This window comes from Streptomyces sp. NPDC054866 (assembly GCF_053610745.1).
Window position 1 is genome coordinate 288,480 of record NZ_JBSGZA010000003.1, and the last position, 24,880, is coordinate 313,359.

The window sequence follows — 24,880 nt, forward strand, 5'->3', positions numbered from 1 at the left end:
ACTGAGCCGATATGGCTACCACTTCACTTGACCTGGCCAAGGTGCGCAACATCGGCATCATGGCCCACATCGACGCGGGCAAGACGACGACCACCGAGCGGATCCTGTTCTACACCGGTGTCTCGTACAAGATCGGTGAGGTCCACGACGGTGCCGCGACCATGGACTGGATGGAGCAGGAGCAGGAGCGTGGCATCACGATCACCTCTGCTGCCACCACCTGTCACTGGCCGCTGAACGATGTCGACCACACCATCAACATCATCGACACCCCGGGCCACGTCGACTTCACCGTCGAGGTAGAGCGTTCGCTCCGTGTGCTCGACGGTGCCGTGACGGTGTTCGACGGCGTCGCCGGTGTTGAGCCCCAGTCCGAGACCGTGTGGCGTCAGGCGGACCGCTACGGCGTCCCGCGCATCTGCTTCGTCAACAAGCTCGACCGTACGGGTGCCGAGTTCCACCGCTGCGTCGACATGATCGTCGAGCGCCTCGGTGCGACCCCGATCGTCATGCAGCTGCCCATCGGCGCAGAGGCTGACTTCAAGGGCGTCGTCGACCTCGTCACCATGAAGGCGTTCGTCTGGTCCGCAGAGACCAAGATGGGCGAGGCGTACGACATCGTCGACATCCCCGACACGCACACCGAGGCTGCCGAGGAGTACCGCGGCAAGCTGCTCGAGGCTGTCGCGGAGAACGACGAGCAGATGATGGAGCTGTACCTCGAGGGCCAGGAGCCCACCGAGGACCAGCTGTACGAAGCCATCCGCCGCATCACCATCGCCTCCGGCAAGGGCGGCGACACCACCGTCACCCCCGTGTTCTGTGGCACCGCGTTCAAGAACAAGGGCGTCCAGCCCCTGCTCGACGCGGTCGTGCGTTACCTGCCTTCCCCCCTGGACGTCGAGGCCATCGAGGGCCACGACGTCAAGGACCCCGAGACCGTCGTCAAGCGCAAGCCTTCGGACGAGGAGCCGCTTTCGGCTCTCGCGTTCAAGATCGCGAGCGACCCGCACCTCGGCAAGCTCACCTTCGTCCGGATCTACTCCGGTCGCCTGGAGGCCGGCACCGCGGTGCTGAACTCCGTCAAGGGCAAGAAGGAGCGCATCGGCAAGATCTACCGCATGCACGCGAACAAGCGTGAGGAGATCGACTCGGTGGGCGCCGGCGACATCGTCGCCGTCATGGGCCTGAAGCAGACCACCACCGGTGAGACGCTGTGTGACGACAAGAAGCCGGTCATCCTGGAGTCCATGGACTTCCCGGCGCCGGTCATTCAGGTCGCCATCGAGCCCAAGTCCAAGGGTGACCAGGAGAAGCTGGGTGTAGCCATCCAGCGTCTCTCGGAGGAGGACCCCTCCTTCCAGGTCCACTCGGACGAGGAGACCGGCCAGACCATCATCGGTGGTATGGGCGAGCTTCACCTCGAGGTGCTCGTCGACCGCATGAAGCGCGAATTCCGCGTCGAGGCGAACGTCGGCAAGCCCCAGGTCGCGTACCGCGAGACGATCCGTCAGGCCGTCGAGCGCGTGGACTACACCCACAAGAAGCAGACCGGTGGTACCGGTCAGTTCGCCAAGGTGCAGATCGCGATCGAGCCCATCGACAGCGGCGACGCTTCGTACGAGTTCGTGAACAAGGTCACCGGTGGCCGTATCCCGCGGGAGTACATCCCGTCGGTGGACGCCGGTGCGCAGGAGGCCATGCAGTTCGGCATCCTGGCGGGCTACGAGATGACTGGTGTTCGCATCACGCTTCTCGACGGCGCCTACCACGAGGTCGACTCTTCCGAGCTCGCCTTCAAGATCGCCGGTTCGCAGGCCTTCAAGGAGGCCGCGCGTAAGGCGAAGCCCGTGCTGCTCGAGCCGATGATGGCCGTTGAGGTCACCACGCCCGAGGACTACATGGGCGATGTCATCGGTGACATCAACTCCCGTCGTGGCCAGATCCAGGCCATGGAGGAGCGCAGCGGCGCTCGCGTCGTGAAGGGCCTCGTGCCCCTCTCGGAGATGTTCGGCTACGTCGGAGACCTCCGCAGCAAGACGTCGGGTCGCGCAAGCTACTCAATGCAGTTCGACTCCTACGCCGAGGTTCCGCGGAACGTCGCCGAGGAGATCATCGCGAAGGCCAAGGGCGAGTAACTCACCCGAGTTCACGCTTTAGGCTTGACTCCGGAGTCTCCGGGGCATTCCGACCCTCTTCGGGTCGGGTGCCCCGGGCCCCGGGTATCCCAGCAAAGATCACCTGGCGCCGATGAAGCAAGGCGTACAGAACCACTCCGCAGGAGGATTCAGTGGCGAAGGCAAAGTTCGAGCGGACTAAGCCGCACGTCAACATCGGCACCATCGGTCACATTGACCACGGTAAGACGACCCTCACGGCCGCCATTACCAAGGTGCTGCACGACGCGTACCCCGAGCTGAACGAGGCCTCGGCCTTCGACCAGATCGACAAGGCTCCCGAGGAGCGCCAGCGCGGTATCACGATCTCGATCGCGCACGTCGAGTACCAGACGGAGACGCGTCACTACGCGCACGTCGACTGCCCGGGTCACGCGGACTACATCAAGAACATGATCACGGGTGCCGCGCAGATGGACGGCGCCATCCTCGTGGTCGCCGCCACCGACGGCCCGATGCCGCAGACCAAGGAGCACGTGCTCCTGGCCCGCCAGGTCGGCGTTCCGTACATCGTCGTCGCCCTGAACAAGGCCGACATGGTGGACGACGAGGAGATCCTGGAGCTCGTCGAGCTCGAGGTCCGTGAGCTCCTCTCCGAGTACGAGTTCCCGGGCGACGACCTGCCGGTCGTCAAGGTCTCGGCGCTCAAGGCGCTCGAGGGCGACAAGGAGTGGGGTGAGTCCGTCCTCAACCTGATGAAGGCTGTCGACGAGTCCATCCCGGAGCCCGAGCGTGACGTCGACAAGCCGTTCCTGATGCCGATCGAGGACGTCTTCACGATCACCGGTCGTGGCACCGTCGTCACCGGTCGTATCGAGCGCGGCATCCTCAAGGTCAACGAGACCGTCGACATCATCGGCATCAAGACCGAGAAGACCACCACCACGGTCACCGGTATCGAGATGTTCCGCAAGCTGCTCGACGAGGGCCAGGCCGGTGAGAACGTCGGTCTGCTCCTCCGTGGCATCAAGCGTGAGGACGTCGAGCGCGGCCAGGTCATCATCAAGCCCGGTTCGGTCACGCCGCACACCGAGTTCGAGGCCCAGGCCTACATCCTGTCGAAGGACGAGGGTGGCCGTCACACCCCCTTCTTCAACAACTACCGCCCGCAGTTCTACTTCCGCACCACGGACGTGACCGGCGTCGTGACCCTCCCCGAGGGCACCGAGATGGTCATGCCGGGCGACAACACTGAGATGACCGTTGAGCTCATCCAGCCCGTCGCGATGGAAGAGGGCCTGAAGTTCGCCATCCGTGAGGGTGGCCGGACCGTCGGCGCCGGCCAGGTCACCAAGATCAACAAGTAAGCATTTCGCTTGCGCGTTGATCGGGGAGACCCGGTTGCTCTGAACTGAGAGCACAGCAGTACACGCAGTAACGGGAGGGCCCGTACGACTTCGGTCGTACGGGCCCTTTCGCGTGCTTGCCGTACCCGGTCCGTATGGCCCGGACTCATGGGGCGGCCTGTCGTCCTTGTCCCACACCTTGATCCGGTGTGGCCGCATCGATGAACTCCTGCACATCGAGCGTGAGAAGAAGGTAGTAGCGCCTCAAGGAGGCGAGCCTTTCGTAGATTCGCCTGGCCGTGGCTTCTTGCCGTCCGATGTCCGAGTCGAAGTCCCGCACGGCGAACACCGAGTCGTACCGCTCGAACGGCATTCTCTGATCTTCCTCATACTCATGTTCAAGTTCGAGCTCGACGGCGGCATACCCGAGGCTCGCGCAGTAGTCCAAGTCAGGGTTGCCGTCGAGCGCGCGCAGTTGGACACCGCAGGCCCACGAGAGATCGGCGACCAGCTGGTCAGGTGGAGAGCCAGGGTGGACGAAGACGTAGTGATACTCGCTCATGTGGATTTCCCTAGGGCCAGGTGATGTTGTAGTTGTTGCCGATGATCCTGATGGAGTTCATGCGCCCGGGTGGATTATTGCGCAGCCATTTCCCGAGAACCTCCCTTGCCTGGTCCTCACCGACTGTGCTGTTACGTGTATCGATGATCGCGTCACGTGCTTGTTTCTTGGCGGTGTTGAGATTGTTCTTGATCGCGTTCGGTGTGGCATCTGGAGACAGGGATTTGAATTCAGTCGGAACTCCGTCCACCAGCGAGTCCGCCCGCTTCTCGCCGGCCACTGTCGATTCCTTGACCGCTTTGACATGCTTACCCTCCTTCTCCAATTCCTCAGCGATTCTGCGTTCCTTCGGCGAAAAGGGCTTTTCCGACTCATCTATGGAGCCCCGGCCTCGACCTGCCGGTGAGCCGACGCCCTTTCCGCTGCCCGACTCCGCCGGCACCGGAGGTGTGGTGATCCCGGACTCGGAGATGGGGCGCCTGCACCAGACAGGTCTTGCCCAGGAGTTCGATATGCGCGGCAGTAGCTCGAACTACACGTACGACCTGAACAGTGATGCGTCCCCGACGACGAATCCGCCGGACCAGGGACGCGAAGGCACCCGTGGAGACGTCTCCCGCGGCGACGAGGAGAACCGTTGAAGATCAAACGTGGTGCGTGCTTCGTCGCGTCACTGGCTGCCGGCCTCCTCCTCTCCGCGTGTTCCGTCCCGGACGCGGGTGATCGCCCGGTGACCGAAGGACGTGACTGGCAGTGGGACCAGGAGGCAGGAGCGGACGAAGCTTCAGCCTTCATGGATGTGGCGGTGCCCAAGGGAGCGGCCGAGGTTAAAGGCGCGGTTCAGATCAACCCGCAGGAGGACGTCTACTTCCTGTCGTTCGTCACCGGCGAGAAGGATGCCGAAGACATCGCGGAAGCCCTCCACTCCGAAGAGCCCCTTCGGGCGCGTAAAGCGGAAGCCGTACCGAAGGCGGAGCTTTTCGGGCATCTGGGGCTGGCCGAGCCGCAGACCCTGAAGGGAACGCGCTGGGCAGGCGTTTGCCCGCCGTGCGTCAACGACGACCGCCGCAAGAAGGTTCAGTGGATCGAGATCCACGTTCAGACTCTCAAGTCCGATCGGGCGCGGGTCTATCTGCAGGCGTTCTGAGACCTTCCGGACTCAGAAGCCCAGGTACGTCAGTTGGACGACGTAGACGCGTTCGCTGCGTACGACGATCTGGTACCGGAACATCCCGCCGGGGACGGTGATGTCGCCGCCCTTCGGGTCGACGCCTTGGTGACCGCGGCCGTGGACGTACAGTGCCTCGGCCGCCCTGACCAGCTCCCCGGCCTTGCGCTCCACTTCGGCGAGAAAGGCTGGTGACGCGGTGCGGGCGGCTTCCTCTGCCGCGAAGGCGTACTCCCAGCTCCAGCTCAAGTCCGTACTGCCTTCATGGCCTCGTCCAGGACGGCGCTCAGCTCGCGCAATGCCTCCTGGGCGACGGCGGCGTCCTCATGCTCCAGATCTCGCGTGGCGCGGGCGTGCCGGGCGGACAGGTCGGGGCGGCGGGCGATCTCGATGTCGCGGGCCCAGGCGAGGACCCAGCTCTGCACCGGGCTGAGGGACTGCCATTCGACGGCCTTGGCGAAGGCCTCGTCCTTGGTCCGCTGCATCTCCGGCAGGCGCGCGGGGGCGACGACGGCGAGGGCGGCGCGCAGGGCGTCCGGGGTCTGCTCAGGGCGGGGCGCCAGCTCGTGCCCGTGATCGGCCTGCGTGCTCATGGAGTCCTCCCGGGAGTGCACTGGCCAGGTTAGTCGGCCGGGGCTCGCGGGGTGCGGGGACGCGAACATTGCTGAGTGTTTCCCCTGGTCAGTGGGCGTGCGGGGAGCTGTGGCAGTCGCGGCAGCGGCCTGGTTCGGGAGCACGGAAGGCGCGGTCGCAGGTGTCGCAGTTCTGGAGCGGGTGCCGGGCGGGCGGCGGGCCGTGGAAGGGGGGTGGGAGGAGCGCTGTCAGGCGGTGCGCGAGGAGGGCGGCTGGGCGGCGCGGGCCCTCGGGTGGCAGGTCGTGGGTGAGGGCGTGGCGTACGGAGGTGGGGGCGACCTCGCGTTCCAGCCAGGCGGCGACGCCGGGGGCGAGGTGAGCGGTGTCGCGGGCCGAGAGCAGCAGGCGCGGGTCCTCGTGGCGCAGGTCGGCGAGGAGGTCGGTGGCCTGCTGGAGGAGGGCGGAGGCGGGGAAGGCCGGGTGCGGTACGGCGGGGAGGGGGCGGGGCTGCTTGGGGCGCGCGTGTGGGGCCGGAGTCACGTTGATCTCGGGCGGCGGGTGCGAGTGCCGCTGGGCCGCCGCGCGTGGCTGGTTGCAGGAGATCGTGCGGGTGACGATGCGGCCTGCGGGGGTGCGTTCACGTTCGCGGCGCAGGTAGCCGTGGGCCTCCAGCTCGCGGAGGGCCGCGGCGATACGGGTCGCGCCCTCGGGGAAGCGGGCGGCGAGCGTCTTGATGTCGACGCGGGATCCGGCGGGCAGCGACTGCATGTGGCAGCCCAGGCCGATCGCTAGGAGGGATAGCTCCTGGTGCTGGGTGAGGTGGTTGCCGATCACCGTGAAGCGGGTGGTGTGGCGGGTGTTCTCGTGGGCGATGCCGGAGGGGCGCGCAGCGGTGGGGCGGGGGTGGCTGCGGGGGTGCCGGGTCGCTCGTGAGGGGGGTTGATTGCCGCCAAGGGCGGACTGGGCGCGCGGGGGCGCGCTAGGGTTTTGGGTGTCCATCGGGAAGCTCTTCTCTTCCTCGGTGGTCAGGCCCTCGCCTCGGGATTGCCGTCCCGGCGGGGGCCGTCGCATGTTTGCTGTTGTTTCGCCTACTGGGGCTGAGACTAAGGCAGTTGGGGGAGCGGAAAGCCAGCTGAGCCGGTGATGTTCACTCGGGTGAGTGAGCGGGGTGTCGGTCGTTGCCGCCGACGTTCGGGCGGGCGCGTCTGCGGGCGGGTGGGGTGGGGTTTGGTGCGGTCCTTTCTCCCTCTCAGGTTTCTTGGGGAAAGGCGCGAGCGGTACCGGAGCATGAGGGGACGGGATCCGGTGGCGCGAAGACGCGCCCTGGGGTGCGGCCGTGGGGACTGCGTCGAGGTCGCCGCCGTCGGCGGCACGGTCCAGGTCCGTGATCGAGCGCTCACCGTGCGAAACCGGTGGTCGAGTGAGTCGGCTCCCCAGGCCGGTACGCACGCGCCGGGACCCGTGGAGCCTGGGCCCGGGTTTGATCTCCGGCGTCCGCCGGGTACGATCCCAAGCTTCGATTGGCCAGGCCCGTGCCCCGTATGGCAGACTGTCGGGGTTGCTCGGTTGAGTGCCGATGCTGTGCGCCTCCCGCCGGGAGGACTGAAAGCGAGTCCCACAGTACTCGTCGCCCCATCTGTCAAACGGTCGTAAAAAGCCCGCAGGCAGCGCTGGAGCGGACGTACGGGAATCTTTCGGGAAGTGCAGCGCGGAGGCTCAGCCAGGCGCCCGGTGGGTTTCTTCCCCCGGACCGGCGGTCATCTGGGCCGCAGCCCCTAGCAGGGAAATCCTTCGGGAAATCTCCGTGAGCGGGACTGCGACACGCCCGACCGCGTGGGTCGGAGGAAGTAGAAAAAAGGGCCTCCCGGGAGCCAGAGCGTTCGAGACAAAGGACTACCAAGTAGCCATGGCGGGACAGAAGATCCGCATCCGGCTCAAGGCCTACGACCACGAGGTCATCGACTCTTCGGCGAAGAAGATCGTCGAGACGGTGACTCGCACTGGTGCGTCGGTCGCAGGCCCGGTGCCGCTGCCCACTGAGAAGAACGTGTACTGCGTCATCAAGTCGCCGCACAAGTACAAGGACTCGCGCGAGCACTTCGAGATGCGCACGCACAAGCGCCTGATCGACATCCTCGACCCGACGCCCAAGACCGTTGACTCGTTGATGCGCCTGGACCTTCCGGCCGGCGTCGACATCGAGATCAAGCTCTGAGAGGCGCGGACAGATGACTAAGCAGATCAAGGGCGTCCTGGGCGAGAAGCTCGGCATGACCCAGGTCTGGGACGAGAACAACCGTGTCGTCCCGGTCACCGTCGTCAAGGCCGGGCCCTGTGTCGTTACCCAGGTCCGTACGAATGACTCCGACGGCTACGAGTCGGTCCAGATCGCCTTCGGCGAGATCGACCCTCGCAAGGTGAACAAGCCCCTCAAGGGTCACTTCGCCAAGGCCGACGTGACCCCCCGCCGCCACCTGGTGGAGATCCGCACCCCCGACGCCAGCGAGTACACGCTTGGCCAGGAGGTGACTGCCGAGGTGTTCGAGTCCGGCGTCAAGGTTGACGTCACGGGCAAGAGCAAGGGCAAGGGCTTCGCCGGTGTCATGAAGCGTCACAACTTCAAGGGACTCGGCGCGGGTCACGGTACCCAGCGCAAGCACCGCTCTCCCGGTTCCATCGGTGGCTGCGCCACCCCGGGCCGTGTGTTCAAGGGCCTCCGCATGGCGGGCCGCATGGGCAACGAGCGGGTCACCACCCAGAACCTGACCGTTCACGCCGTTGACGCGGAGAAGGGCCTGCTCCTCATCAAGGGCGCAGTTCCCGGTCCGAACGGTGGCCTCGTCCTGGTCCGTACCGCGGCCAAGGGGGTTTGAGGAACCGATGAGCACCATTGACATCCTTTCGCCGGCAGGCGACAAGGCCGGGACGGTCGAGCTCCCCGCGGAGATCTTCGACGTAGAGAAGATCAGCATCCCGCTTCTCCACCAGGTCGTCGTCGCCCAGCTGGCCGCTGCCCGTCAGGGCACGCACAAGACCAAGCGCCGCGGTGAAGTCCGCGGTGGTGGTAAGAAGCCGTACCGCCAGAAGGGCACCGGCCGCGCGCGCCAGGGTTCGACCCGTGCGCCGCAGTTCGCAGGCGGTGGCGTCGTCCACGGCCCGCAGCCGCGTGACTACTCGCAGCGGACCCCGAAGAAGATGAAGGCCGCGGCCCTGCGCCACGCCCTCACCGACCGGGCCCGCAACGCTCGTATCCACGTTGTCACCAACGTGGTCGAGGGCGACATCTCCACGAAGGCCGCGAAGACGCTGCTCGGCAAGGTCAGCGAGCGCAAGAACGTGCTCCTGGTCATCGACCGTGCGGACGAGACTTCGCTGCTCTCCGCCCGCAACCTGCCCCAGGTGCACATCCTGGAGCCGGGCCAGCTGAACACGTACGACGTGCTCGTCTCGGACGACGTGGTCTTCACCAAGGCCGCCTTCGAGTCCTTCGTGTCTGGCCCCAAGGCCGATGAGACCGAAGGGAGCGAAGCCTGATGGCTACGCGTCACCCGAGCATCGCCCCCAAGGCGGCCAAGGCCGCCAAGGCCGCGCGCGTCGCCAAGGCGAAGCGCCACGCCACCGAGGGCAAGAACACCGTTGAGACGCCGCTGAGCAAGAGCTTCACGGACCCCCGTGACGTCCTCGTCAAGCCGGTCGTCTCTGAGAAGAGCTACGCGCTTCTCGACGAGGGCAAGTACACCTTCGTCGTCGCGCCCGGCGCCAACAAGACCCAGATCAAGCAGGCCGTCGAGGCGGTCTTCTCGGTCAAGGTCACTGGGGTCAACACGATCAACCGCCAGGGCAAGCGCAAGCGCACCCGCACGGGGTTCGGTAAGCGCGCTGACACCAAGCGCGCGATCGTGACCCTTGCTGAGGGCGACCGTATCGACATCTTCGGCCAGGCCTCCTAACGGAGCGCCCTGGTCCGAATATCGGACGAGGACTGAGAAATGGGAATCCGCAAGTACAAGCCGACTACGCCGGGCCGTCGTGGCTCCAGCGTCGCCGACTTCGTCGAGGTAACGCGGTCCACGCCGGAGAAGTCGCTGGTCCGCCCGCTGCACAGCAAGGGCGGCCGTAACAACGCCGGTCGTGTGACCGTTCGCCACCAGGGTGGCGGACACAAGCGCGCCTACCGAGTGATCGACTTCCGTCGTCACGACAAGGACGGCGTGCCGGCGAAGGTCGCGCACATCGAGTACGACCCGAACCGCACCGCGCGCATCGCGCTCCTGCACTACGCGGACGGCGAGAAGCGCTACATCCTGGCCCCCCGCAACCTGTCGCAGGGTGACCGGGTCGAGAACGGACCGGGCGCGGACATCAAGCCGGGCAACAACCTGGCCCTCCGCAACATCCCGGTCGGTACGACCATCCACGCCATCGAGCTGCGGCCCGGCGGCGGCGCGAAGTTCGCCCGCTCCGCGGGTGCCTCCGTGCAGCTGCTGGCGAAGGAGGGCTCCATGGCCCACCTTCGTATGCCGTCCGGTGAGATCCGTCTGGTCGACGTCCGCTGCCGCGCCACCATTGGCGAGGTCGGCAACGCCGAGCAGTCGAACATCAACTGGGGCAAGGCCGGCCGTAAGCGCTGGCTTGGCGTTCGCCCGACCGTTCGCGGTGTGGCGATGAACCCGGTCGACCACCCGCACGGTGGTGGTGAGGGCAAGACCTCCGGTGGTCGCCACCCGGTCTCGCCCTGGGGTCAGAAGGAGGGTCGTACTCGTTCGCCGAAGAAGGCGAGCAACAAGTACATCGTCCGCCGCCGCAAGACGAACAAGAAGCGCTAGGAGCGGGTTTAGATGCCGCGCAGTCTCAAGAAGGGGCCCTTCGTCGACGGACACCTCATCAAGAAGGTGGATGTCCAGAACGAAGCAGGTTCCAAGAACGTCATCAAGACCTGGTCCCGTCGCTCGATGATCGTCCCGGCCATGCTGGGCCACACGATCGCGGTGCACAACGGCAAGACCCACATCCCGGTGTTCGTCACCGAGGCGATGGTCGGCCACAAGCTCGGCGAGTTCTCGCCGACTCGCACCTTCCGCGGCCACGTCAAGGACGACCGGAAGTCGAAGCGCCGCTAGCGCGGGGTGGAACGACTATGACTTACACCGAAGGGACAACCATGGAAGCCAGGGCCCAGGCGCGGTACATCCGCGTCACGCCCATGAAGGCCCGCCGAGTGGTGGACCTCATCCGTGGCATGGATGCCACGGAGGCTCAGGCGGTCCTGCGTTTCGCCCCGCAGGCCGCGAGCGTGCCGGTAGGCAAGGTGCTTGACAGCGCCATTGCCAATGCCGCGCACAACTACGACCACAGTGACGCCTCTTCGCTGGTTATCAGCGAGGCGTACGTGGATGAGGGCCCGACCCTGAAGCGGTTCCGTCCGCGTGCTCAGGGCCGTGCCTACCGGATCCGTAAGCGGACCAGCCACATCACCGTGGTCGTCAGCAGCAAGGAAGGAACCCGGTAATGGGCCAGAAGGTAAACCCGCACGGGTTCCGGCTCGGCATCACCACCGACTTCAAGTCGCGTTGGTACGCCGACAAGCTGTACAAGGACTACGTCAAGGAAGACGTCGCCATCCGTCGGATGATGACGTCCGGCATGGAGCGCGCCGGCATCTCGAAGGTTGAGATCGAGCGCACCCGTGACCGCGTGCGGGTGGACATCCACACCGCGCGTCCCGGCATCGTCATCGGCCGCCGTGGCGCCGAGGCCGACCGCATCCGCGGTGACCTCGAGAAGCTCACGGGCAAGCAGGTTCAGCTGAACATCCTCGAGGTCAAGAACCCCGAGGTCGACGCTCAGCTGGTCGCGCAGGCCGTTGCGGAGCAGCTGTCCTCCCGCGTCTCCTTCCGTCGCGCCATGCGTAAGAGCATGCAGTCGTCGATGAAGGCCGGCGCCAAGGGCATCAAGATCCAGTGTGGCGGCCGTCTCGGCGGCGCCGAGATGTCTCGCTCGGAGTTCTACCGCGAGGGCCGCGTGCCCCTGCACACCCTCCGTGCGAACGTCGACTACGGCTTCTTCGAGGCCAAGACGACCTTCGGCCGTATCGGCGTGAAGGTCTGGATCTACAAGGGCGACGTCAAGAACATCGCCGAGGTCCGCGCCGAGAACGCCGCGGCCCGTGCGGGTAACCGCCCGGCCCGTGGTGGCGGCAACGACCGCCCGGCCCGTGGTGGCCGTGGTGGCGAGCGTGGCGGCCGCGGCCGCAAGCCGCAGCAGCAGTCCGCGCCGGCTGCCGAGGCCCCCAAGGCCGACGCTCCCGCCGCAGCTGCAGCTCCGGCTGAGAGCACCGGAACGGAGGCCTGACCGACATGCTGATCCCTCGTAGGGTCAAGCACCGCAAGCAGCACCACCCCAAGCGCAGCGGTATGTCCAAGGGTGGTACGCAGGTTGCGTTCGGCGAGTACGGCATTCAGGCCCTCACTCCGGCGTACGTGACCAACCGCCAGATCGAGGCGGCTCGTATCGCGATGACCCGCCACATCAAGCGTGGCGGCAAGGTCTGGATCAACATCTACCCGGACCGCCCGCTGACGAAGAAGCCCGCCGAGACCCGCATGGGTTCCGGTAAGGGTTCCCCCGAGTGGTGGGTCGCGAACGTCAAGCCCGGACGGGTGATGTTCGAGCTGTCCTACCCGAATGAGAAGACTGCGCGTGAGGCGCTTACCCGCGCTGCTCACAAGCTTCCGATGAAGTGCCGGATTGTTCGGCGCGAGGCAGGTGAGTCGTGATGTCGGCCGGTACCAAGGCGTCCGAGCTGCGCGAACTGGGCAACGAGGAGCTTCTCAACAAGCTCCGCGAGGCCAAGGAAGAGCTGTTCAACCTCCGCTTCCAGGCGGCGACCGGTCAGCTCGAGAACCACGGTCGGCTGAAGGCCGTCCGTAAGGACATCGCGCGGATCTACACCCTGATGCGTGAGCGCGAGCTGGGCATCGAGACGGTGGAGAGCGCCTGATGAGCGAGAGCAACGTGACTGAGACGAAGACCGACCGCGGATTCCGCAAGACCCGTGAGGGTCTGGTCGTCAGCGACAAGATGGACAAGACCGTCGTCGTCGCTGTCGAGGACCGCGTGAAGCACGCGCTGTACGGCAAGGTCATCCGCCGTACGAACAAGCTCAAGGCGCACGACGAGCAGAACGCTGCCGGCGTCGGCGACCGCGTCCTCCTGATGGAGACGCGTCCGCTGTCGGCGACCAAGCGCTGGCGCATCGTCGAGATCCTCGAGAAGGCCAAGTAATTCTCTGAGGGATTTTCCTCAGAGTTCGTTCCGCCAGGCTCGGTGGGGGCCGAGTCCCGCAAGGGATGAAGCCCCCGCCGGGAACCGGCAGACAATCAGGAGATAGACGTGATCCAGCAGGAGTCGCGACTGCGCGTCGCCGACAACACGGGTGCGAAGGAAATTCTCACCATCCGTGTTCTCGGTGGCTCGGGTCGCCGCTACGCGGGCATCGGTGACGTCATCGTCGCCACCGTCAAGGACGCGATCCCCGGTGGCAACGTGAAGAAGGGTGACGTCGTCAAGGCGGTCATCGTTCGCACCGTCAAGGAGCGCCGCCGTCCCGACGGCTCGTACATCCGCTTCGACGAGAACGCCGCCGTCATTCTGAAGAACGACGGCGACCCTCGCGGCACCCGTATCTTCGGCCCGGTGGGCCGTGAGCTGCGCGAGAAGAAGTTCATGAAGATCATCTCGCTCGCGCCGGAGGTGCTGTAAGCATGAAGATCAAGAAGGGCGACCTGGTCCAGGTCATCACCGGTAAGGACAAGGGCAAGCAGGGCAAGGTCATTGCCGCTTACCCGCGCGACGAGCGCGTCCTGGTCGAGGGTGTCAACCGGGTCAAGAAGCACACGAAGGCCGGCCCGACCGCCAGCGGTTCGCAGGCCGGCGGCATCGTGACCACCGAAGCCCCTGTCCACGTGAGCAACGTTCAGCTCGTCGTGGAGAAGGACGGCAACAAGGTCGTCACGCGTGTCGGTTTCCGCTTCGACGATGACGGCAACAAGATCCGCGTTGCCAAGCGGACGGGTGAGGACATCTGATGACGACCACCACCACTCCGCGTCTGAAGACGAAGTACCGCGAGGAGATCGCGGGCAAGCTGCAGGAAGAGTTCTCCTACGAGAACGTCATGCAGATCCCCGGTCTGGTCAAGATCGTGGTCAACATGGGTGTCGGCGACGCCGCCCGTGACTCGAAGCTCATGGACGGTGCCGTCCGTGACCTGACCACGATCACCGGTCAGAAGCCGGCCATCACCAAGGCCCGGAAGTCCATCGCGCAGTTCAAGCTGCGCGAGGGTCAGCCGATCGGCTGCCACGTCACGCTCCGTGGCGACCGCATGTGGGAGTTCCTGGACCGCACCCTGTCGCTCGCGCTTCCGCGCATCCGCGACTTCCGTGGTCTGTCCCCCAAGCAGTTCGACGGCCGTGGCAACTACACCTTCGGTCTCACGGAGCAGGTCATGTTCCACGAGATCGACCAGGACAAGATCGACCGCGTCCGGGGTATGGACATCACCGTGGTCACCACGGCGACCAACGACGCCGAAGGCCGTGCCCTTCTCCGTCACCTCGGCTTCCCCTTCAAGGAGGCGTAAGCGAGATGGCGAAGAAGGCTCTTATTGCCAAGGCTGCTCGTAAGCCCAAGTTCGGTGTGCGCGGCTACACCCGCTGCCAGCGCTGCGGCCGTCCGCACTCCGTGTACCGCAAGTTCGGCCTGTGCCGCGTCTGCCTTCGTGAGATGGCTCACCGTGGCGAGCTGCCGGGCGTGACCAAGAGCTCCTGGTAATTCCCTCCCGTCCTTAGGGACTTGGGAATTTCCGGACGCTCTCGGTAAGTATCTGGTCGGTAGGTGGCCCACCTCTCCATGGCTTAGGCTAGGAGGGTTGGGCGCCTGCCGCCCTGACCGACTTACTACGCCGTAGGTCCCCGCGCCGCACCCGTCCCGCCTCTGAGTGGGGAGAGGGATGGCGCAGATAGGAAACCACGGCGAGAGAGGCCGAAGGCCAATTCATGACCATGACTGATCCGATCGCGGACATGCTGACTCGTCTGCGTAACGCGAACTCGGCGTACCACGACTCCGTGGCGATGCCGCACAGCAAGATCAAGTCTCACATCGCGGAGATCCTCCAGCAGGAGGGCTTCATCACGGGCTGGAAGGTCGAGGACGCCGAGGTTGGCAAGAACCTCGTTCTCGAGCTGAAGTTCGGCCCGAACCGTGAGCGCTCCATTGCGGGCATCAAGCGGATCTCCAAGCCCGGTCTCCGGGTTTACGCGAAGTCCACCAACCTGCCGAAGGTGCTCGGCGGCCTGGGCGTGGCGATCATCTCCACGTCGCACGGTCTGCTCACCGGCCAGCAGGCAGGCAAGAAGGGCGTAGGTGGGGAAGTCCTCGCCTACGTCTGGTAGTCGGGAACGGAGGAATAGCTAATGTCGCGTATTGGCAAGCTCCCCATCACGGTTCCCGCCGGCGTGGACGTCACCATCGACGGCCGGACGGTCTCGGTTAAGGGTCCCAAGGGCTCCCTTTCCCACACCGTCGTCGCGCCGATCGACATCGCTAAGGGTGAGGACGGCGTCCTGAACGTCACCCGCCCGAACGACGAGCGTCAGAACAAGGCCCTGCACGGCCTGTCCCGCACGCTGGTGGCGAACATGATCACCGGCGTGACCACGGGTTACGTGAAGAAGCTCGAGATCAGCGGTGTCGGTTACCGCGTCCTCGCGAAGGGCTCCAACCTGGAGTTCTCGCTGGGCTACAGCCACCCGATCCTGGTCGAGGCGCCCGAGGGCATCACCTTCAAGGTGGAGTCCGCGACCAAGCTTTCGGTCGAGGGCATCGACAAGCAGAAGGTCGGCGAGGTTGCGGCCAACATCCGCAAGCTGCGCAAGCCCGACCCGTACAAGGCCAAGGGTGTCAAGTACGAGGGCGAAGTCATCCGCCGCAAGGTCGGAAAGGCAGGTAAGTAAGCCATGGCATACGGTGTAAAGATCGCCAAGGGTGACGCTTACAAGCGTGCCGCCAAGGCTCGCCGCCACATCCGGATCCGCAAGCACGTGTCGGGTACGGCGGAGCGTCCGCGCCTCGTCGTGACTCGCTCGAACCGCAACATCGTTGCTCAGGTCATCGACGACCTCAAGGGTCACACCCTTGCGTCGGCGTCGACCCTGGACGCGACGATCCGCGGTGGCGAGGCCGACAAGTCTGCGCAGGCCAAGCAGGTCGGCGCGCTCGTTGCCGAGCGTGCCAAGGCTGCGGGTGTCGAGGCCGTCGTGTTCGACCGCGGTGGCAACAAGTACGCCGGGCGCATTGCCGCTCTGGCGGACGCCGCCCGCGAAGCCGGGCTGAAGTTCTAAGCCCCGGTTCCGGAGCTAGCGGACGTAACAGAGAGAGGTAATTCCAATGGCTGGACCCCAGCGCCGCGGGAGCGGTGCCGGTGGCGGCGAGCGGCGGGACCGGAAGGGTCGCGACGGTGGCGCTGCCGCCGAGAAGACCGCATACGTTGAGCGCGTTGTCGCGATCAACCGTGTCGCCAAGGTTGTCAAGGGTGGTCGTCGCTTCAGCTTCACCGCGCTGGTCGTGGTGGGCGACGGTGACGGCACCGTAGGTGTCGGTTACGGCAAGGCCAAGGAGGTGCCGGCCGCCATCGCCAAGGGTGTTGAGGAGGCCAAGAAGCACTTCTTCAAGGTCCCCCGTATCCAGGGCACCATCCCGCACCCGATCACGGGCGAGAAGGCCGCGGGCGTCGTCCTGCTCAAGCCTGCTTCCCCCGGTACCGGCGTTATCGCCGGTGGCCCGGTGCGTGCTGTGCTCGAGTGCGCCGGCGTTCACGACATCCTGTCGAAGTCGCTCGGTTCGTCGAACGCGATCAACATCGTGCACGCGACTGTGTCGGCCCTCAAGGGCCTGCAGCGTCCCGAGGAGATCGCGGCTCGCCGTGGTCTGCCCCTCGAGGACGTGGCCCCCGCGGCCCTGCTTCGTGCACGTGCCGGGGCGGGTGCGTAATGGCTCGCCTCAAGGTCACGCAGACGAAGTCGTACATCGGCAGCAAGCAGAACCACCGCGACACGCTGCGTTCGCTTGGCCTCAAGCGGGTCAACGACGTGGTTGTCAAGGAAGACCGCCCCGAGTTCCGCGGAATGGTGCACACCGTCCGCCACCTCGTGACGGTTGAGGAGGTCGACTGACATGGCGGAGCAGAACCCGCTGAAGGTCCACAACCTCCGGCCCGCCCCGGGCGCCAAGACCGCCAAGACCCGTGTGGGTCGTGGTGAGGCGTCCAAGGGTAAGACCGCTGGTCGTGGTACCAAGGGCACCAAGGCCCGTTACCAGGTTCCGGAGCGCTTCGAGGGCGGGCAGATGCCCCTCCACATGCGTCTCCCGAAGCTCAAGGGCTTCAAGAACCCGTTCAAGACCGAGTTCCAGGTCGTGAACCTCGACAAGCTGAGCGCGCTGTTCCCCGAGGGTGGCGAGGTCACCGTCGAGGCCCTCGTGGCCAAGGGTGCGGTTCGCAAGAACAGCCTCGTCAAGGTCCTCGGCCAGGGTGAGGTCACCGTGGCGCTGCAGGTGACGGTTGACGCCGTCTCCGGCTCCGCCAAGGAGAAGATCACCGCCGCCGGCGGTACCGTCACCGAGCTCGTCTGAATTCTTCAGGCCACTCGATGACTTGAGCGATTCCCAGCCGGGGATGCCCCACAAAAGGGGCATCCCCGGTTGGTCGTTCCTAGGGGGGCACGGTCGCCGGTAAGGTGGCGTGCACTGTCTAAGCTCCGTGCGGTCTGCCCGTGCGGTTTTTGTGACTGATACGTATTCGTCATTCCTCAGACCACTACCTCTGACGCACGCGCGCGGGGGTCGCAGGAGGCACCGTGCTCACCGCGTTCGCCCGGGCGTTCAAGACGCCCGACCTGCGCAAGAAGCTGCTCTTCACTCTCGGCATCATCGTGATCTACCGGCTCGGAACGCACATTCCGATCCCGGGCGTGAGCTATAAGAACGTCCAGGTATGTATGGACCAGGCCAACTCCAACCAGGGGTTGTTCGGTCTGGTCAACATGATGAGTGGCGGGGCGCTGCTGCAGATCACGATCTTCGCGCTCGGCATCATGCCGTACATCACGGCGAGCATCATCCTGCAGCTGCTGACCGTGGTGATCCCGCGGCTCGAGGCGCTCAAGAAGGAGGGCCAGGCCGGCACGGCGAAGATCACGCAGTACACGCGTTATCTCACCGTCGCGCTCGCGATCCTCCAGGGCACCGGCCTCGTGGCCACCGCACGCACGGGCTCGCTGTTCTCCGGCTGTCCCGTCGCCACCGAGATCGTGCCGGACCAGTCCATCTTCGTGACCGTCACCATGGTCATCACGATGACCGCGGGCACGGCCTGCGTCATGTGGCTCGGTGAGCTGATCACCGACCGCGGCATCGGCAACGGCATGTCGATCCTGATGTTCATCTCGATCGCCGCGACCTTCCCGAGCGCCCTGTGGGCGATCAAGAAGCAGGGCTCGCTGGCCGACGGCTGGATCGAGTTCGGCACCGTCATCGCGGTCGGGCTCGTCATGGTCGGCCTGGTCGTCTTCGTGGAGCAGGCTCAGCGCCGCATTCCGGTCCAGTACGCGAAGCGCATGATCGGCCGCCGGTCCTACGGCGGTACGTCGACGTACATTCCGCTGAAGGTCAATCAGGCGGGCATCATCCCTGTGATCTTCGCCTCTTCGCTGCTCTATATCCCCGCTCTCGTCGCCCAGTTCGCGGGTGGCAACTCCGGGTGGAAGCAGTGGATCGAGGCGAACCTGACCAAGGGCGACCACCCGATTTACATCGCGACGTACTTCTTGTTGATCGTGTTCTTCGCCTTCTTCTACGTGGCTATCTCGTTCAACCCCGAGGAAGTCGCGGACAACATGAAGAAGTATGGTGGCTTCATCCCGGGCATCCGGGCTGGCCGTCCGACCGCTGAGTACTTGAGCTACGTACTCAACCGGATCACGTGGCCGGGCTCGCTGTATCTGGGTCTGATCGCTCTCGTACCGACGATGGCGTTGGTGGGCTTCGGCGCGAACCAGAACTTCCCGTTCGGCGGGACAAGCATCCTGATCATCGTGGGTGTGGGTCTGGAGACCGTGAAGCAGATCGAGAGCCAGCTCCAGCAGCGCAATTACGAAGGGTTCCTCCGCTGATGCGAATCGTCCTCGTCGGGCCGCCCGGTGCGGGCAAGGGAACGCAGGCCGCGTTCCTCGCCAAGAACCTGAAGATTCCGCACATCTCCACGGGCGACCTGTTCCGCGCCAACATCAGCCAGGGCACGGAGCTGGGCAAGCAGGCGAAGGCCTTCATGGACGCCGGCAACCTCGTCCCCGACGAGGTCACCATCGGCATGGCCCACGACCGCATGACGCAGCCGGACGCCGAGAACGGCTTCCTGCTCGACGGCTTCCCGCGGAACGTGTCGCAGGCCGAGGCCCTGGACGAGTCGCTCAAGGCGGACGGCCAGAAGCTCGACGCGGTGCTCGACCTCGAGGTCCCCGAGGACGAGGTGGTCAAGCGCATCGCCGGCCGCCGCATCTGCCGGAACGATTCCAGCCACGTCTTCCACGTGACGTACAGCAAGCCGAAGACCGAGGGTGTCTGTGACGTCTGCGGCGGCGAGCTCTACCAGCGCGGTGACGACCAGGAAGAGACCGTGCGCAAGCGTCTCGACGTGTACCACCGCGAGACCGAGCCGATCATCGACCACTACAAGGCTCAGGGCCTGGTGGTCACGATCTCCGCGCTCGGCAAGGTGGACGAGGTCACGAAGCGCGCGATGGACGCCCTCAAGGGCGACAAGTAGCACGTAGCCAGTACGCTGTCTCGGCCGCGGTGCCCCTCGGGGGACCGCGGCCGTAGTGTTGTGTACGTAGCGGTTACGTGCGTAGCCGGTTGTCGGACGGATGACGGAGAGCGGAAGCCCCATGGTGCAGATCAAGACCCCCGAGCAGATCGCGAAGATGCGTGAGGCGGGCCTTGTCGTCGCCGCCATCCACGCCGCGACGCGCGAGGCGGCGGTGCCGGGTGCCACCACGAAGGACCTGGACGACGTCGCCCGCAAGGTGATCGCCGAACACGGCGCGAAGTCGAACTTCCTCGGGTACGGCGGCTTCCCCGCGACGATCTGCACCTCGGTCAACGAGGTCGTCGTGCACGGCATCCCGGACGACAAGACCGTCCTGAAGGACGGCGACATCATCTCGATCGACGCGGGCGCCATCATCGACGGCTGGCACGGCGACGCGGCGTACACCGCGTTCGTGGGCACCGGTCACGCCCCGGAGCTGGTCGAGCTCTCCCGGGTGACCGAGGAGTCGATGTGGGCCGGTCTGGCCGCCATGAAGCAGGGCAACCGGCTCGTCGACATCTCCCGCGCGGTCGAGACGTACATCCGCCGCCAGCCGAAGCCCGGCGGCGGCAAGTACGGCATCGTCGAGGACTACGGCGGCCACGGCATCGGCACCGAGATGCACATGGACCCGCACGTCCTGAACTACGTCGAGCGCCGCCGCGGCAAGGGCCCCAAGCTGGTCCCCGGCCTCTGCCTGGCCATCGAGCCCATGGTCTCCCTCGGCACGCCCCGCACGGAGGTCCTGGAGGACGACTGGACCGTCATCACTACTGACGGGACCTGGTCTTCGCACTGGGAGCACACGATCGCTCTCACGGAGGAGGGGCCGCTTGTTCTCACGGCTCCTGACTGCGGGCGGGCGAAGCTTGCCGAGTACGGGGTTACGGTCGCGCCCGATCCGCTGGGCTGAGGCTCTTCGTGCCGTTGCTTAAGGATCTTGAGCGTGGGGCAGACTTCCTCGATTCGTCTTTCCGGGGTGCCTGACGTAGACTGACTCGTCGGCTCTCGTGCATCCGTGTGCCTGCATGCGGCAGTACGAAGTCGATCAAGGTAGTCGATTCGAAGGGCAAAGCGTGGCCAAGAAGCAAGGTGCCATCGAGATCGAGGGCACTGTCGTTGAGTCTCTTCCGAACGCCATGTTCAAGGTTGAGCTCCAGAACGGCCACCAGGTCCTGGCACACATCAGCGGCAAGATGCGTATGCACTACATCCGCATCCTCCCTGACGACCGGGTCGTGGTGGAGCTGTCTCCGTACGACCTGACGCGTGGCCGGATCGTCTACCGGTACAAGTAGATCTTGCCCGCACCCCATTCACGTGGGGTGATGGCACTGACCCGGAGAACCTCACCCAATGAAGGTCAAGCCGAGCGTCAAGAAGATCTGCGACAAGTGCAGGGTGATCCGCCGTCACGGCCGGGTCATGATCATCTGCGACAACCCGCGCCACAAGCAGCGCCAGGGCTGACGCACGACTGCAGTTCGCAGATTTTCGCGCGACGCACGTAAAGCACATGTGCAGGACCCGTCCCTCTTCAGTGATGGAGGGCGACACCCCCGGTCGGAGGCCGGGGACCCAGGATGTACCTCGTACGGCACCTGGGACCGGTCCTGCTGAAGACCTCCGAAAATCAACAGGAGCCTTGAATGGCACGCCTTGAAGGTGTTGACCTCCCGCGCGATAAGCGTGTTGAGGTTGCCCTCACGTACGTGTTCGGCATTGGCCGCACGCTGTCCCAGCAGACGCTGGACGCCACCGGTGTGGACCGCAACACCCGTGTTCGTGATCTGTCCGAAGAGGACCTGATCAAGATCCGCGAGTACGTGGACGCCAACATCCAGACCGAGGGTGACCTCCGTCGCGAGATCCAGGCCGACATCCGCCGCAAGGTCGAGATCGGTTGCTACCAGGGTCTTCGTCACCGTCGTGGCCTGCCCGTCCGCGGTCAGCGCACCAGCACCAACGCCCGCACCCGTAAGGGCCCGCGTCGCGCCATCGCCGGTAAGAAGAAGCCGGGCAAGAAGTAGTCCTCAGCGGTCGATCGACAGCTGTCGCTGCAGGACCGACCACCTCGCGTAGGAGTTAATAGATGCCCCCCAAGGGTCGTCAGGGCGCTGCCAAGAAGGTGCGCCGCAAGGAAAAGAAGAACGTCGCTCACGGGCACGCCCACATCAAGAGCACGTTCAACAACACCATCGTCTCGATCACGGACCCCACGGGCAACGTGATCAGCTGGGCCTCCGCCGGCCACGTCGGCTTCAAGGGCTCGCGCAAGTCGACTCCGTTCGCCGCGCAGATGGCCGCCGAGTCGGCCGCGCGTCGCGCCCAGGAGCACGGCATGCGCAAGGTTGACGTCTTCGTGAAGGGCCCGGGTTCGGGTCGCGAGACCGCCATCCGTTCGCTTCAGGCGACCGGTCTTGAGGTCGGCTCGATCCAGGACGTCACCCCCACGCCGCACAACGGCTGCCGTCCCCCCAAGCGCCGTCGCGTCTGACGCACGTCGCTTGACTCAGGGATTTTCGGGCGGTGCGGCTCTCCGGAGCCGTACCGCCCGTACCCTTGTAGCACTCAAGGACATCAAATAGTGGGTGTCCATGACTGAAGGAAACACTTCATGCTGATCGCTCAGCGTCCCTCGTTGACCGAAGAGGTCGTCGACGAATTCCGCTCCCGGTTCGTGATCGAGCCGCTGGAGCCGGGCTTCGGTTACACCCTCGGCAACTCCCTGCGTCGGACCCTTCTCTCCTCGATCCCGGGTGCGGCTGTCACGTCCATCCGCATCGACGGTGTCCTGCACGAGTTCACCACCGTGCCGGGCGTCAAGGAAGACGTCACCGACCTCATCCTCAACATCAAGCAGCTCGTCGTGAGCAGTGAGCACGATGAGCCTGTCGTGATGTACCTGCGCAAGCAGGGCCCGGGTCTCGTCACCGCCGCTGACATCGCCCCGCCGGCCGGTGTCGAGGTGCACAACCCCGACCTGGTCCTCGCCACGCTCAACGGCAAGGGCAAGCTGGAGATGGAGCTGACCGTCGAGCGCGGTCGCGGCTACGTCTCCGCCGTTCAGAACAAGCAGGTGGGCCAGGAGATCGGTCGTATTCCGGTCGACTCCATCTACTCGCCGGTCCTGAAGGTCACGTACAAGGTCGAGGCCACGCGTGTCGAGCAGCGCACCGACTTCGACAAGCTGATCGTCGACGTCGAGACCAAGCAGGCCATGCGTCCGCGTGACGCCATGGCGTCTGCCGGTAAGACGCTGGTCGAGCTCTTCGGCCTGGCCCGTGAGCTCAACATCGACGCCGAGGGCATCGACATGGGCCCGTCCCCGACGGACGCCGCCCTTGCCGCTGATCTCGCCCTGCCGATCGAGGAGCTGGAGCTCACCGTTCGGTCGTACAACTGCCTCAAGCGCGAGGGCATCCACTCCGTGGGTGAGCTCGTGGCCCGCTCCGAGGCGGACCTGCTCGACATTCGCAACTTCGGTGCGAAGTCGATCGACGAGGTCAAGATGAAGCTCAATGGCATGGGCCTTGCGCTGAAGGACTCGCCTCCCGGCTTCGACCCGACCGCCGCCGCCGACGCCTTTGGCGCCGACGACGACGCTGACGCCGGGTTCGTCGAGACCGAGCAGTACTGATGAACTGCCCGGGGGCGTCCGCCCTCGGGGCCCTGTCCCCGGTACCTGATACGGCCGGGGCAGATCACTAGGAGAAACACCATGCCGAAGCCCACCAAGGGTGCCCGTCTGGGCGGCAGCGCCGCGCACGAGAAGCTTCTGCTTGCGAACCTCGCCAAGCAGCTCTTCGAGTACGGCCGCATCACCACCACCGAGGCGAAGGCCCGTCGTCTGCGTCCCTACGCGGAGCGTCTGGTCACCAAGGCGAAGAAGGGTGACCTTCACAACCGCCGCCAGGTGCTGTCCGTCATCACCGACAAGAGCATCGTGCACACGCTCTTCACGGAGATCGGCCCGCGCTACGAGAACCGCCCGGGTGGCTACACCCGTATCACCAAGATCGGTAACCGCCGTGGCGACAACGCGCCCATGGCTGTCATCGAGCTGGTGGAGGCCCTGACCGTGGCCCAGGAGGCCACCGGTGAGGCCGAGGCGGCCACCAAGCGTGCCGTCAAGGAAGACGCCCTCAAGAAGGACGACGCGCCCGTCGAGGACGCGAAGCCGGCTGAGGACGCTGCCGAGGAGTCCAAGGACGCCTGAGGCTCTGCCTTGCTGTGAGCGGGTCCGCCCTTCGGGGCGGGCCCGCTTTCGCGTGTACCTGGTGCTGAGAGGATTGTTGGTGTGAGTGATGAAGTAGAGCCCGGGTTCGTGCGGGTGCGGCTCGACCTTTCGTACGACGGCAAGGACTTCTCCGGCTGGGCGAAGCAGCGGCAGGGGCAGCGGACCGTCCAGGGGGAGATCGAGTCCGCGCTGCGGACCGTGACGCGGTCGCAGGAGACGTACGAGCTGACCGTCGCCGGGCGGACCGACAGCGGGGTGCACGCGCGGGGGCAGGTCGCTCATGTCGATCTGCCGGAGAGCGTGTGGGCCGAGCACAGTGACAAGCTGCTGCGCAGGCTTGCCGGGCGGCTGCCGCACGACGTGCGGGTCTGGAAGGTGGCCGAGGCCCCTGCGGGCTTCAACGCCCGGTTCGCGGCCGTGTGGCGGCGCTACGCCTATCGCGTGACCGATCACCCGGGCGGCGTCGATCCGCTGTTGCGCAGTCATGTGCTGTGGCACGACTGGGAGTTGGATCTCGATGCCATGAACACCGCTGCCGAGAAGCTTCTCGGTGAGCATGATTTCGCTGCCTACTGCAAGCGGCGCGAGGGTGCCACCACCATTCGTACGCTCCAGGAACTGCGGTGGGAGCGGCGGCCGGACGGGATCCTCGAAGCGACCGTGCGGGCCGATGCCTTCTGTCACAACATGGTGCGTTCGCTCGTCGGTGCCATGTTGTTCGTGGGCGACGGGCATCGGCCCGTGGAGTGGCCCGCCAAGGTGCTGGCCGCCGGGGTGCGTGACTCCGCCGTGCATGTCGTACGGCCGCACGGGCTGACCCTTGAGGAAGTCGGTTACCCCGCCGACGAGTTGCTCGCCGCGCGCAGCAAGGAAGCGCGCAACAAGCGGACGTTGCCCGGCGCCGGGTGCTGCTGAGCCCCGGCTGCCGGAACCCGGACTGCCGG

General features: G+C 65.6%; 40 protein-coding genes. 35 read left to right on the plus strand and 5 right to left on the minus strand.

Annotated elements, in window-relative coordinates; all coding sequences use genetic code 11:
• Window positions 1–11: 11 nt before the first annotated feature.
• Both fusA and tuf read left to right on the plus strand, forming a co-directional pair.
• On the plus strand, window positions 12–2,138 hold the full coding sequence (fusA, locus tag ACWGI2_RS16705; protein ID WP_453397440.1) for an elongation factor G: 2,127 nt from the start codon (window positions 12–14) through the stop codon (window positions 2,136–2,138).
• Between the two features lie 152 nt (window positions 2,139–2,290).
• The gene (gene tuf, locus ACWGI2_RS16710; RefSeq protein ID WP_160506655.1) at window positions 2,291–3,484 is read left to right on the plus strand and encodes an elongation factor Tu; all 1,194 of its coding nucleotides are present in this window, start codon (window positions 2,291–2,293) and stop codon (window positions 3,482–3,484) included.
• A 145-nt stretch (window positions 3,485–3,629) separates the two neighbouring features.
• Here the strand turns inward: tuf and ACWGI2_RS16715 are convergent, their stop codons facing one another.
• Window positions 3,630–4,025 (minus strand): hypothetical protein, encoded by a 396-nt coding sequence (locus ACWGI2_RS16715; protein ID WP_453696042.1) that lies wholly within the window; start codon window positions 4,023–4,025, stop codon window positions 3,630–3,632.
• Window positions 4,026–4,035: 10 nt separating this feature from the next.
• A complete protein-coding gene (locus ACWGI2_RS16720; RefSeq protein WP_453696043.1) occupies window positions 4,036–4,467 on the minus strand; it encodes a CdiA C-terminal domain-containing protein in 432 nt (143 codons plus the stop codon).
• A gap of 70 nt (window positions 4,468–4,537) precedes the next feature.
• Between ACWGI2_RS16720 and ACWGI2_RS16725 the strand changes: the two genes are divergently transcribed.
• Window positions 4,538–4,666, plus strand: coding sequence for a hypothetical protein (locus tag ACWGI2_RS16725; RefSeq protein WP_453696044.1), 129 nt, complete (start codon window positions 4,538–4,540; stop codon window positions 4,664–4,666).
• Entirely contained in the window at window positions 4,663–5,172 is a 510-nt protein-coding gene (locus tag ACWGI2_RS16730; RefSeq protein WP_453696046.1) for a hypothetical protein, read from the plus strand. Before ACWGI2_RS16725 ends, ACWGI2_RS16730 begins: the two co-directional genes overlap by 4 nt.
• Window positions 5,173–5,184: 12 nt before the next feature.
• On the opposite strand, the gene ACWGI2_RS16735 is transcribed toward ACWGI2_RS16730, so the two are convergent.
• From ACWGI2_RS16735 to ACWGI2_RS16745, 3 genes are all read right to left on the minus strand, one after another.
• Window positions 5,185–5,442, minus strand: coding sequence for a hypothetical protein (locus ACWGI2_RS16735; protein WP_453696047.1), 258 nt, complete (start codon window positions 5,440–5,442; stop codon window positions 5,185–5,187).
• A complete protein-coding gene (locus ACWGI2_RS16740) occupies window positions 5,439–5,786 on the minus strand; it encodes a hypothetical protein (RefSeq protein WP_453696049.1) in 348 nt (115 codons plus the stop codon). Before ACWGI2_RS16740 ends, ACWGI2_RS16735 begins: the two co-directional genes overlap by 4 nt.
• A gap of 88 nt (window positions 5,787–5,874) precedes the next feature.
• Window positions 5,875–6,765 carry a helix-turn-helix domain-containing protein gene (locus tag ACWGI2_RS16745; RefSeq protein WP_453696051.1) on the minus strand — a complete coding sequence of 297 codons (891 nt, stop codon included), beginning with the start codon at window positions 6,763–6,765 and terminating at the stop codon, window positions 5,875–5,877.
• A gap of 907 nt (window positions 6,766–7,672) precedes the next feature.
• Between ACWGI2_RS16745 and rpsJ the strand changes: the two genes are divergently transcribed.
• The 31 genes from rpsJ to truA all read left to right on the plus strand — a co-directional run bounded on the left by rpsJ (window position 7,673) and on the right by truA (window position 24,851).
• A complete protein-coding gene (gene rpsJ, locus ACWGI2_RS16750) occupies window positions 7,673–7,981 on the plus strand; it encodes a 30S ribosomal protein S10 (protein WP_003948644.1) in 309 nt (102 codons plus the stop codon).
• A gap of 13 nt (window positions 7,982–7,994) precedes the next feature.
• A complete protein-coding gene (rplC, locus tag ACWGI2_RS16755; protein WP_160506658.1) occupies window positions 7,995–8,639 on the plus strand; it encodes a 50S ribosomal protein L3 in 645 nt (214 codons plus the stop codon).
• 7 nt (window positions 8,640–8,646) lie between these two features.
• Window positions 8,647–9,300: a 50S ribosomal protein L4 gene (gene rplD / locus ACWGI2_RS16760; protein WP_160506659.1), complete on the plus strand. Its 654-nt coding sequence runs from the start codon at window positions 8,647–8,649 to the stop codon at window positions 9,298–9,300.
• Window positions 9,300–9,716 (plus strand): 50S ribosomal protein L23, encoded by a 417-nt coding sequence (gene rplW, locus ACWGI2_RS16765; RefSeq protein ID WP_160506660.1) that lies wholly within the window; start codon window positions 9,300–9,302, stop codon window positions 9,714–9,716. The genes rplD and rplW overlap by 1 nt, the downstream gene beginning before the upstream one ends.
• 39 nt (window positions 9,717–9,755) lie before the next feature.
• Window positions 9,756–10,592, plus strand: coding sequence for a 50S ribosomal protein L2 (gene rplB / locus ACWGI2_RS16770; RefSeq protein ID WP_160506661.1), 837 nt, complete (start codon window positions 9,756–9,758; stop codon window positions 10,590–10,592).
• 12 nt (window positions 10,593–10,604) lie between these two features.
• Window positions 10,605–10,886, plus strand: a complete 282-nt coding sequence (gene rpsS / locus ACWGI2_RS16775) for a 30S ribosomal protein S19 (RefSeq protein ID WP_160506662.1) — start codon at window positions 10,605–10,607, stop codon at window positions 10,884–10,886.
• A gap of 41 nt (window positions 10,887–10,927) precedes the next feature.
• Window positions 10,928–11,275 (plus strand): 50S ribosomal protein L22, encoded by a 348-nt coding sequence (gene rplV / locus ACWGI2_RS16780; RefSeq protein WP_016645177.1) that lies wholly within the window; start codon window positions 10,928–10,930, stop codon window positions 11,273–11,275.
• On the plus strand, window positions 11,275–12,117 hold the full coding sequence (gene rpsC / locus ACWGI2_RS16785; protein ID WP_453397438.1) for a 30S ribosomal protein S3: 843 nt from the start codon (window positions 11,275–11,277) through the stop codon (window positions 12,115–12,117). The genes rplV and rpsC overlap by 1 nt, the downstream gene beginning before the upstream one ends.
• A 5-nt stretch (window positions 12,118–12,122) precedes the next feature.
• Window positions 12,123–12,542: a 50S ribosomal protein L16 gene (rplP, locus tag ACWGI2_RS16790; RefSeq protein ID WP_135332557.1), complete on the plus strand. Its 420-nt coding sequence runs from the start codon at window positions 12,123–12,125 to the stop codon at window positions 12,540–12,542.
• Entirely contained in the window at window positions 12,542–12,766 is a 225-nt protein-coding gene (gene rpmC / locus ACWGI2_RS16795) for a 50S ribosomal protein L29 (protein ID WP_010036720.1), read from the plus strand. Before rplP ends, rpmC begins: the two co-directional genes overlap by 1 nt.
• Window positions 12,766–13,050 carry a 30S ribosomal protein S17 gene (gene rpsQ, locus ACWGI2_RS16800; protein WP_055564830.1) on the plus strand — a complete coding sequence of 95 codons (285 nt, stop codon included), beginning with the start codon at window positions 12,766–12,768 and terminating at the stop codon, window positions 13,048–13,050. Before rpmC ends, rpsQ begins: the two co-directional genes overlap by 1 nt.
• A 108-nt stretch (window positions 13,051–13,158) precedes the next feature.
• Window positions 13,159–13,527 (plus strand): 50S ribosomal protein L14, encoded by a 369-nt coding sequence (gene rplN, locus ACWGI2_RS16805; RefSeq protein WP_003974257.1) that lies wholly within the window; start codon window positions 13,159–13,161, stop codon window positions 13,525–13,527.
• A gap of 2 nt (window positions 13,528–13,529) precedes the next feature.
• Window positions 13,530–13,853 carry a 50S ribosomal protein L24 gene (gene rplX / locus ACWGI2_RS16810; RefSeq protein WP_160506664.1) on the plus strand — a complete coding sequence of 108 codons (324 nt, stop codon included), beginning with the start codon at window positions 13,530–13,532 and terminating at the stop codon, window positions 13,851–13,853.
• Entirely contained in the window at window positions 13,853–14,410 is a 558-nt protein-coding gene (rplE, locus tag ACWGI2_RS16815) for a 50S ribosomal protein L5 (protein ID WP_355803841.1), read from the plus strand. Before rplX ends, rplE begins: the two co-directional genes overlap by 1 nt.
• Before the next feature lie 5 nt (window positions 14,411–14,415).
• Window positions 14,416–14,601, plus strand: coding sequence for a type Z 30S ribosomal protein S14 (locus tag ACWGI2_RS16820; RefSeq protein WP_003948630.1), 186 nt, complete (start codon window positions 14,416–14,418; stop codon window positions 14,599–14,601).
• Between the two features lie 224 nt (window positions 14,602–14,825).
• Window positions 14,826–15,224 carry a 30S ribosomal protein S8 gene (gene rpsH / locus ACWGI2_RS16825; protein ID WP_030359017.1) on the plus strand — a complete coding sequence of 133 codons (399 nt, stop codon included), beginning with the start codon at window positions 14,826–14,828 and terminating at the stop codon, window positions 15,222–15,224.
• Window positions 15,225–15,245: 21 nt separating this feature from the next.
• The gene (gene rplF / locus ACWGI2_RS16830; RefSeq protein WP_160506667.1) at window positions 15,246–15,785 is read left to right on the plus strand and encodes a 50S ribosomal protein L6; all 540 of its coding nucleotides are present in this window, start codon (window positions 15,246–15,248) and stop codon (window positions 15,783–15,785) included.
• A 3-nt stretch (window positions 15,786–15,788) separates the two neighbouring features.
• A complete protein-coding gene (gene rplR, locus ACWGI2_RS16835) occupies window positions 15,789–16,172 on the plus strand; it encodes a 50S ribosomal protein L18 (protein ID WP_363212681.1) in 384 nt (127 codons plus the stop codon).
• A 46-nt stretch (window positions 16,173–16,218) separates the two neighbouring features.
• Window positions 16,219–16,821 (plus strand): 30S ribosomal protein S5, encoded by a 603-nt coding sequence (rpsE, locus tag ACWGI2_RS16840; protein ID WP_453397437.1) that lies wholly within the window; start codon window positions 16,219–16,221, stop codon window positions 16,819–16,821.
• Window positions 16,821–17,003 (plus strand): 50S ribosomal protein L30, encoded by a 183-nt coding sequence (gene rpmD / locus ACWGI2_RS16845; protein ID WP_056552385.1) that lies wholly within the window; start codon window positions 16,821–16,823, stop codon window positions 17,001–17,003. Before rpsE ends, rpmD begins: the two co-directional genes overlap by 1 nt.
• A gap of 1 nt (window position 17,004) precedes the next feature.
• The gene (gene rplO / locus ACWGI2_RS16850; protein ID WP_098244248.1) at window positions 17,005–17,460 is read left to right on the plus strand and encodes a 50S ribosomal protein L15; all 456 of its coding nucleotides are present in this window, start codon (window positions 17,005–17,007) and stop codon (window positions 17,458–17,460) included.
• A 224-nt stretch (window positions 17,461–17,684) separates the two neighbouring features.
• Window positions 17,685–18,998, plus strand: coding sequence for a preprotein translocase subunit SecY (gene secY, locus ACWGI2_RS16855; RefSeq protein ID WP_160506670.1), 1,314 nt, complete (start codon window positions 17,685–17,687; stop codon window positions 18,996–18,998).
• Entirely contained in the window at window positions 18,998–19,651 is a 654-nt protein-coding gene (locus ACWGI2_RS16860) for an adenylate kinase (RefSeq protein ID WP_160506671.1), read from the plus strand. The genes secY and ACWGI2_RS16860 overlap by 1 nt, the downstream gene beginning before the upstream one ends.
• Window positions 19,652–19,772: 121 nt before the next feature.
• Window positions 19,773–20,609 (plus strand): type I methionyl aminopeptidase, encoded by an 837-nt coding sequence (map, locus tag ACWGI2_RS16865; RefSeq protein WP_453397435.1) that lies wholly within the window; start codon window positions 19,773–19,775, stop codon window positions 20,607–20,609.
• Between the two features lie 163 nt (window positions 20,610–20,772).
• Window positions 20,773–20,994 (plus strand): translation initiation factor IF-1, encoded by a 222-nt coding sequence (gene infA / locus ACWGI2_RS16870; protein WP_003948620.1) that lies wholly within the window; start codon window positions 20,773–20,775, stop codon window positions 20,992–20,994.
• A 58-nt stretch (window positions 20,995–21,052) separates the two neighbouring features.
• Window positions 21,053–21,166, plus strand: coding sequence for a 50S ribosomal protein L36 (rpmJ, locus tag ACWGI2_RS16875; RefSeq protein WP_003948619.1), 114 nt, complete (start codon window positions 21,053–21,055; stop codon window positions 21,164–21,166).
• A 179-nt stretch (window positions 21,167–21,345) separates the two neighbouring features.
• Entirely contained in the window at window positions 21,346–21,726 is a 381-nt protein-coding gene (gene rpsM / locus ACWGI2_RS16880) for a 30S ribosomal protein S13 (RefSeq protein ID WP_116511038.1), read from the plus strand.
• Window positions 21,727–21,788: 62 nt separating this feature from the next.
• The gene (rpsK, locus tag ACWGI2_RS16885) at window positions 21,789–22,193 is read left to right on the plus strand and encodes a 30S ribosomal protein S11 (protein WP_003948617.1); all 405 of its coding nucleotides are present in this window, start codon (window positions 21,789–21,791) and stop codon (window positions 22,191–22,193) included.
• Between the two features lie 120 nt (window positions 22,194–22,313).
• Entirely contained in the window at window positions 22,314–23,336 is a 1,023-nt protein-coding gene (locus ACWGI2_RS16890; RefSeq protein ID WP_016645160.1) for a DNA-directed RNA polymerase subunit alpha, read from the plus strand.
• 81 nt (window positions 23,337–23,417) lie between these two features.
• Window positions 23,418–23,915, plus strand: coding sequence for a 50S ribosomal protein L17 (gene rplQ / locus ACWGI2_RS16895; protein WP_453397434.1), 498 nt, complete (start codon window positions 23,418–23,420; stop codon window positions 23,913–23,915).
• Window positions 23,916–23,996: 81 nt separating this feature from the next.
• The gene (truA, locus tag ACWGI2_RS16900) at window positions 23,997–24,851 is read left to right on the plus strand and encodes a tRNA pseudouridine(38-40) synthase TruA (protein ID WP_453696052.1); all 855 of its coding nucleotides are present in this window, start codon (window positions 23,997–23,999) and stop codon (window positions 24,849–24,851) included.
• Window positions 24,852–24,880: the final 29 nt, after the last annotated feature.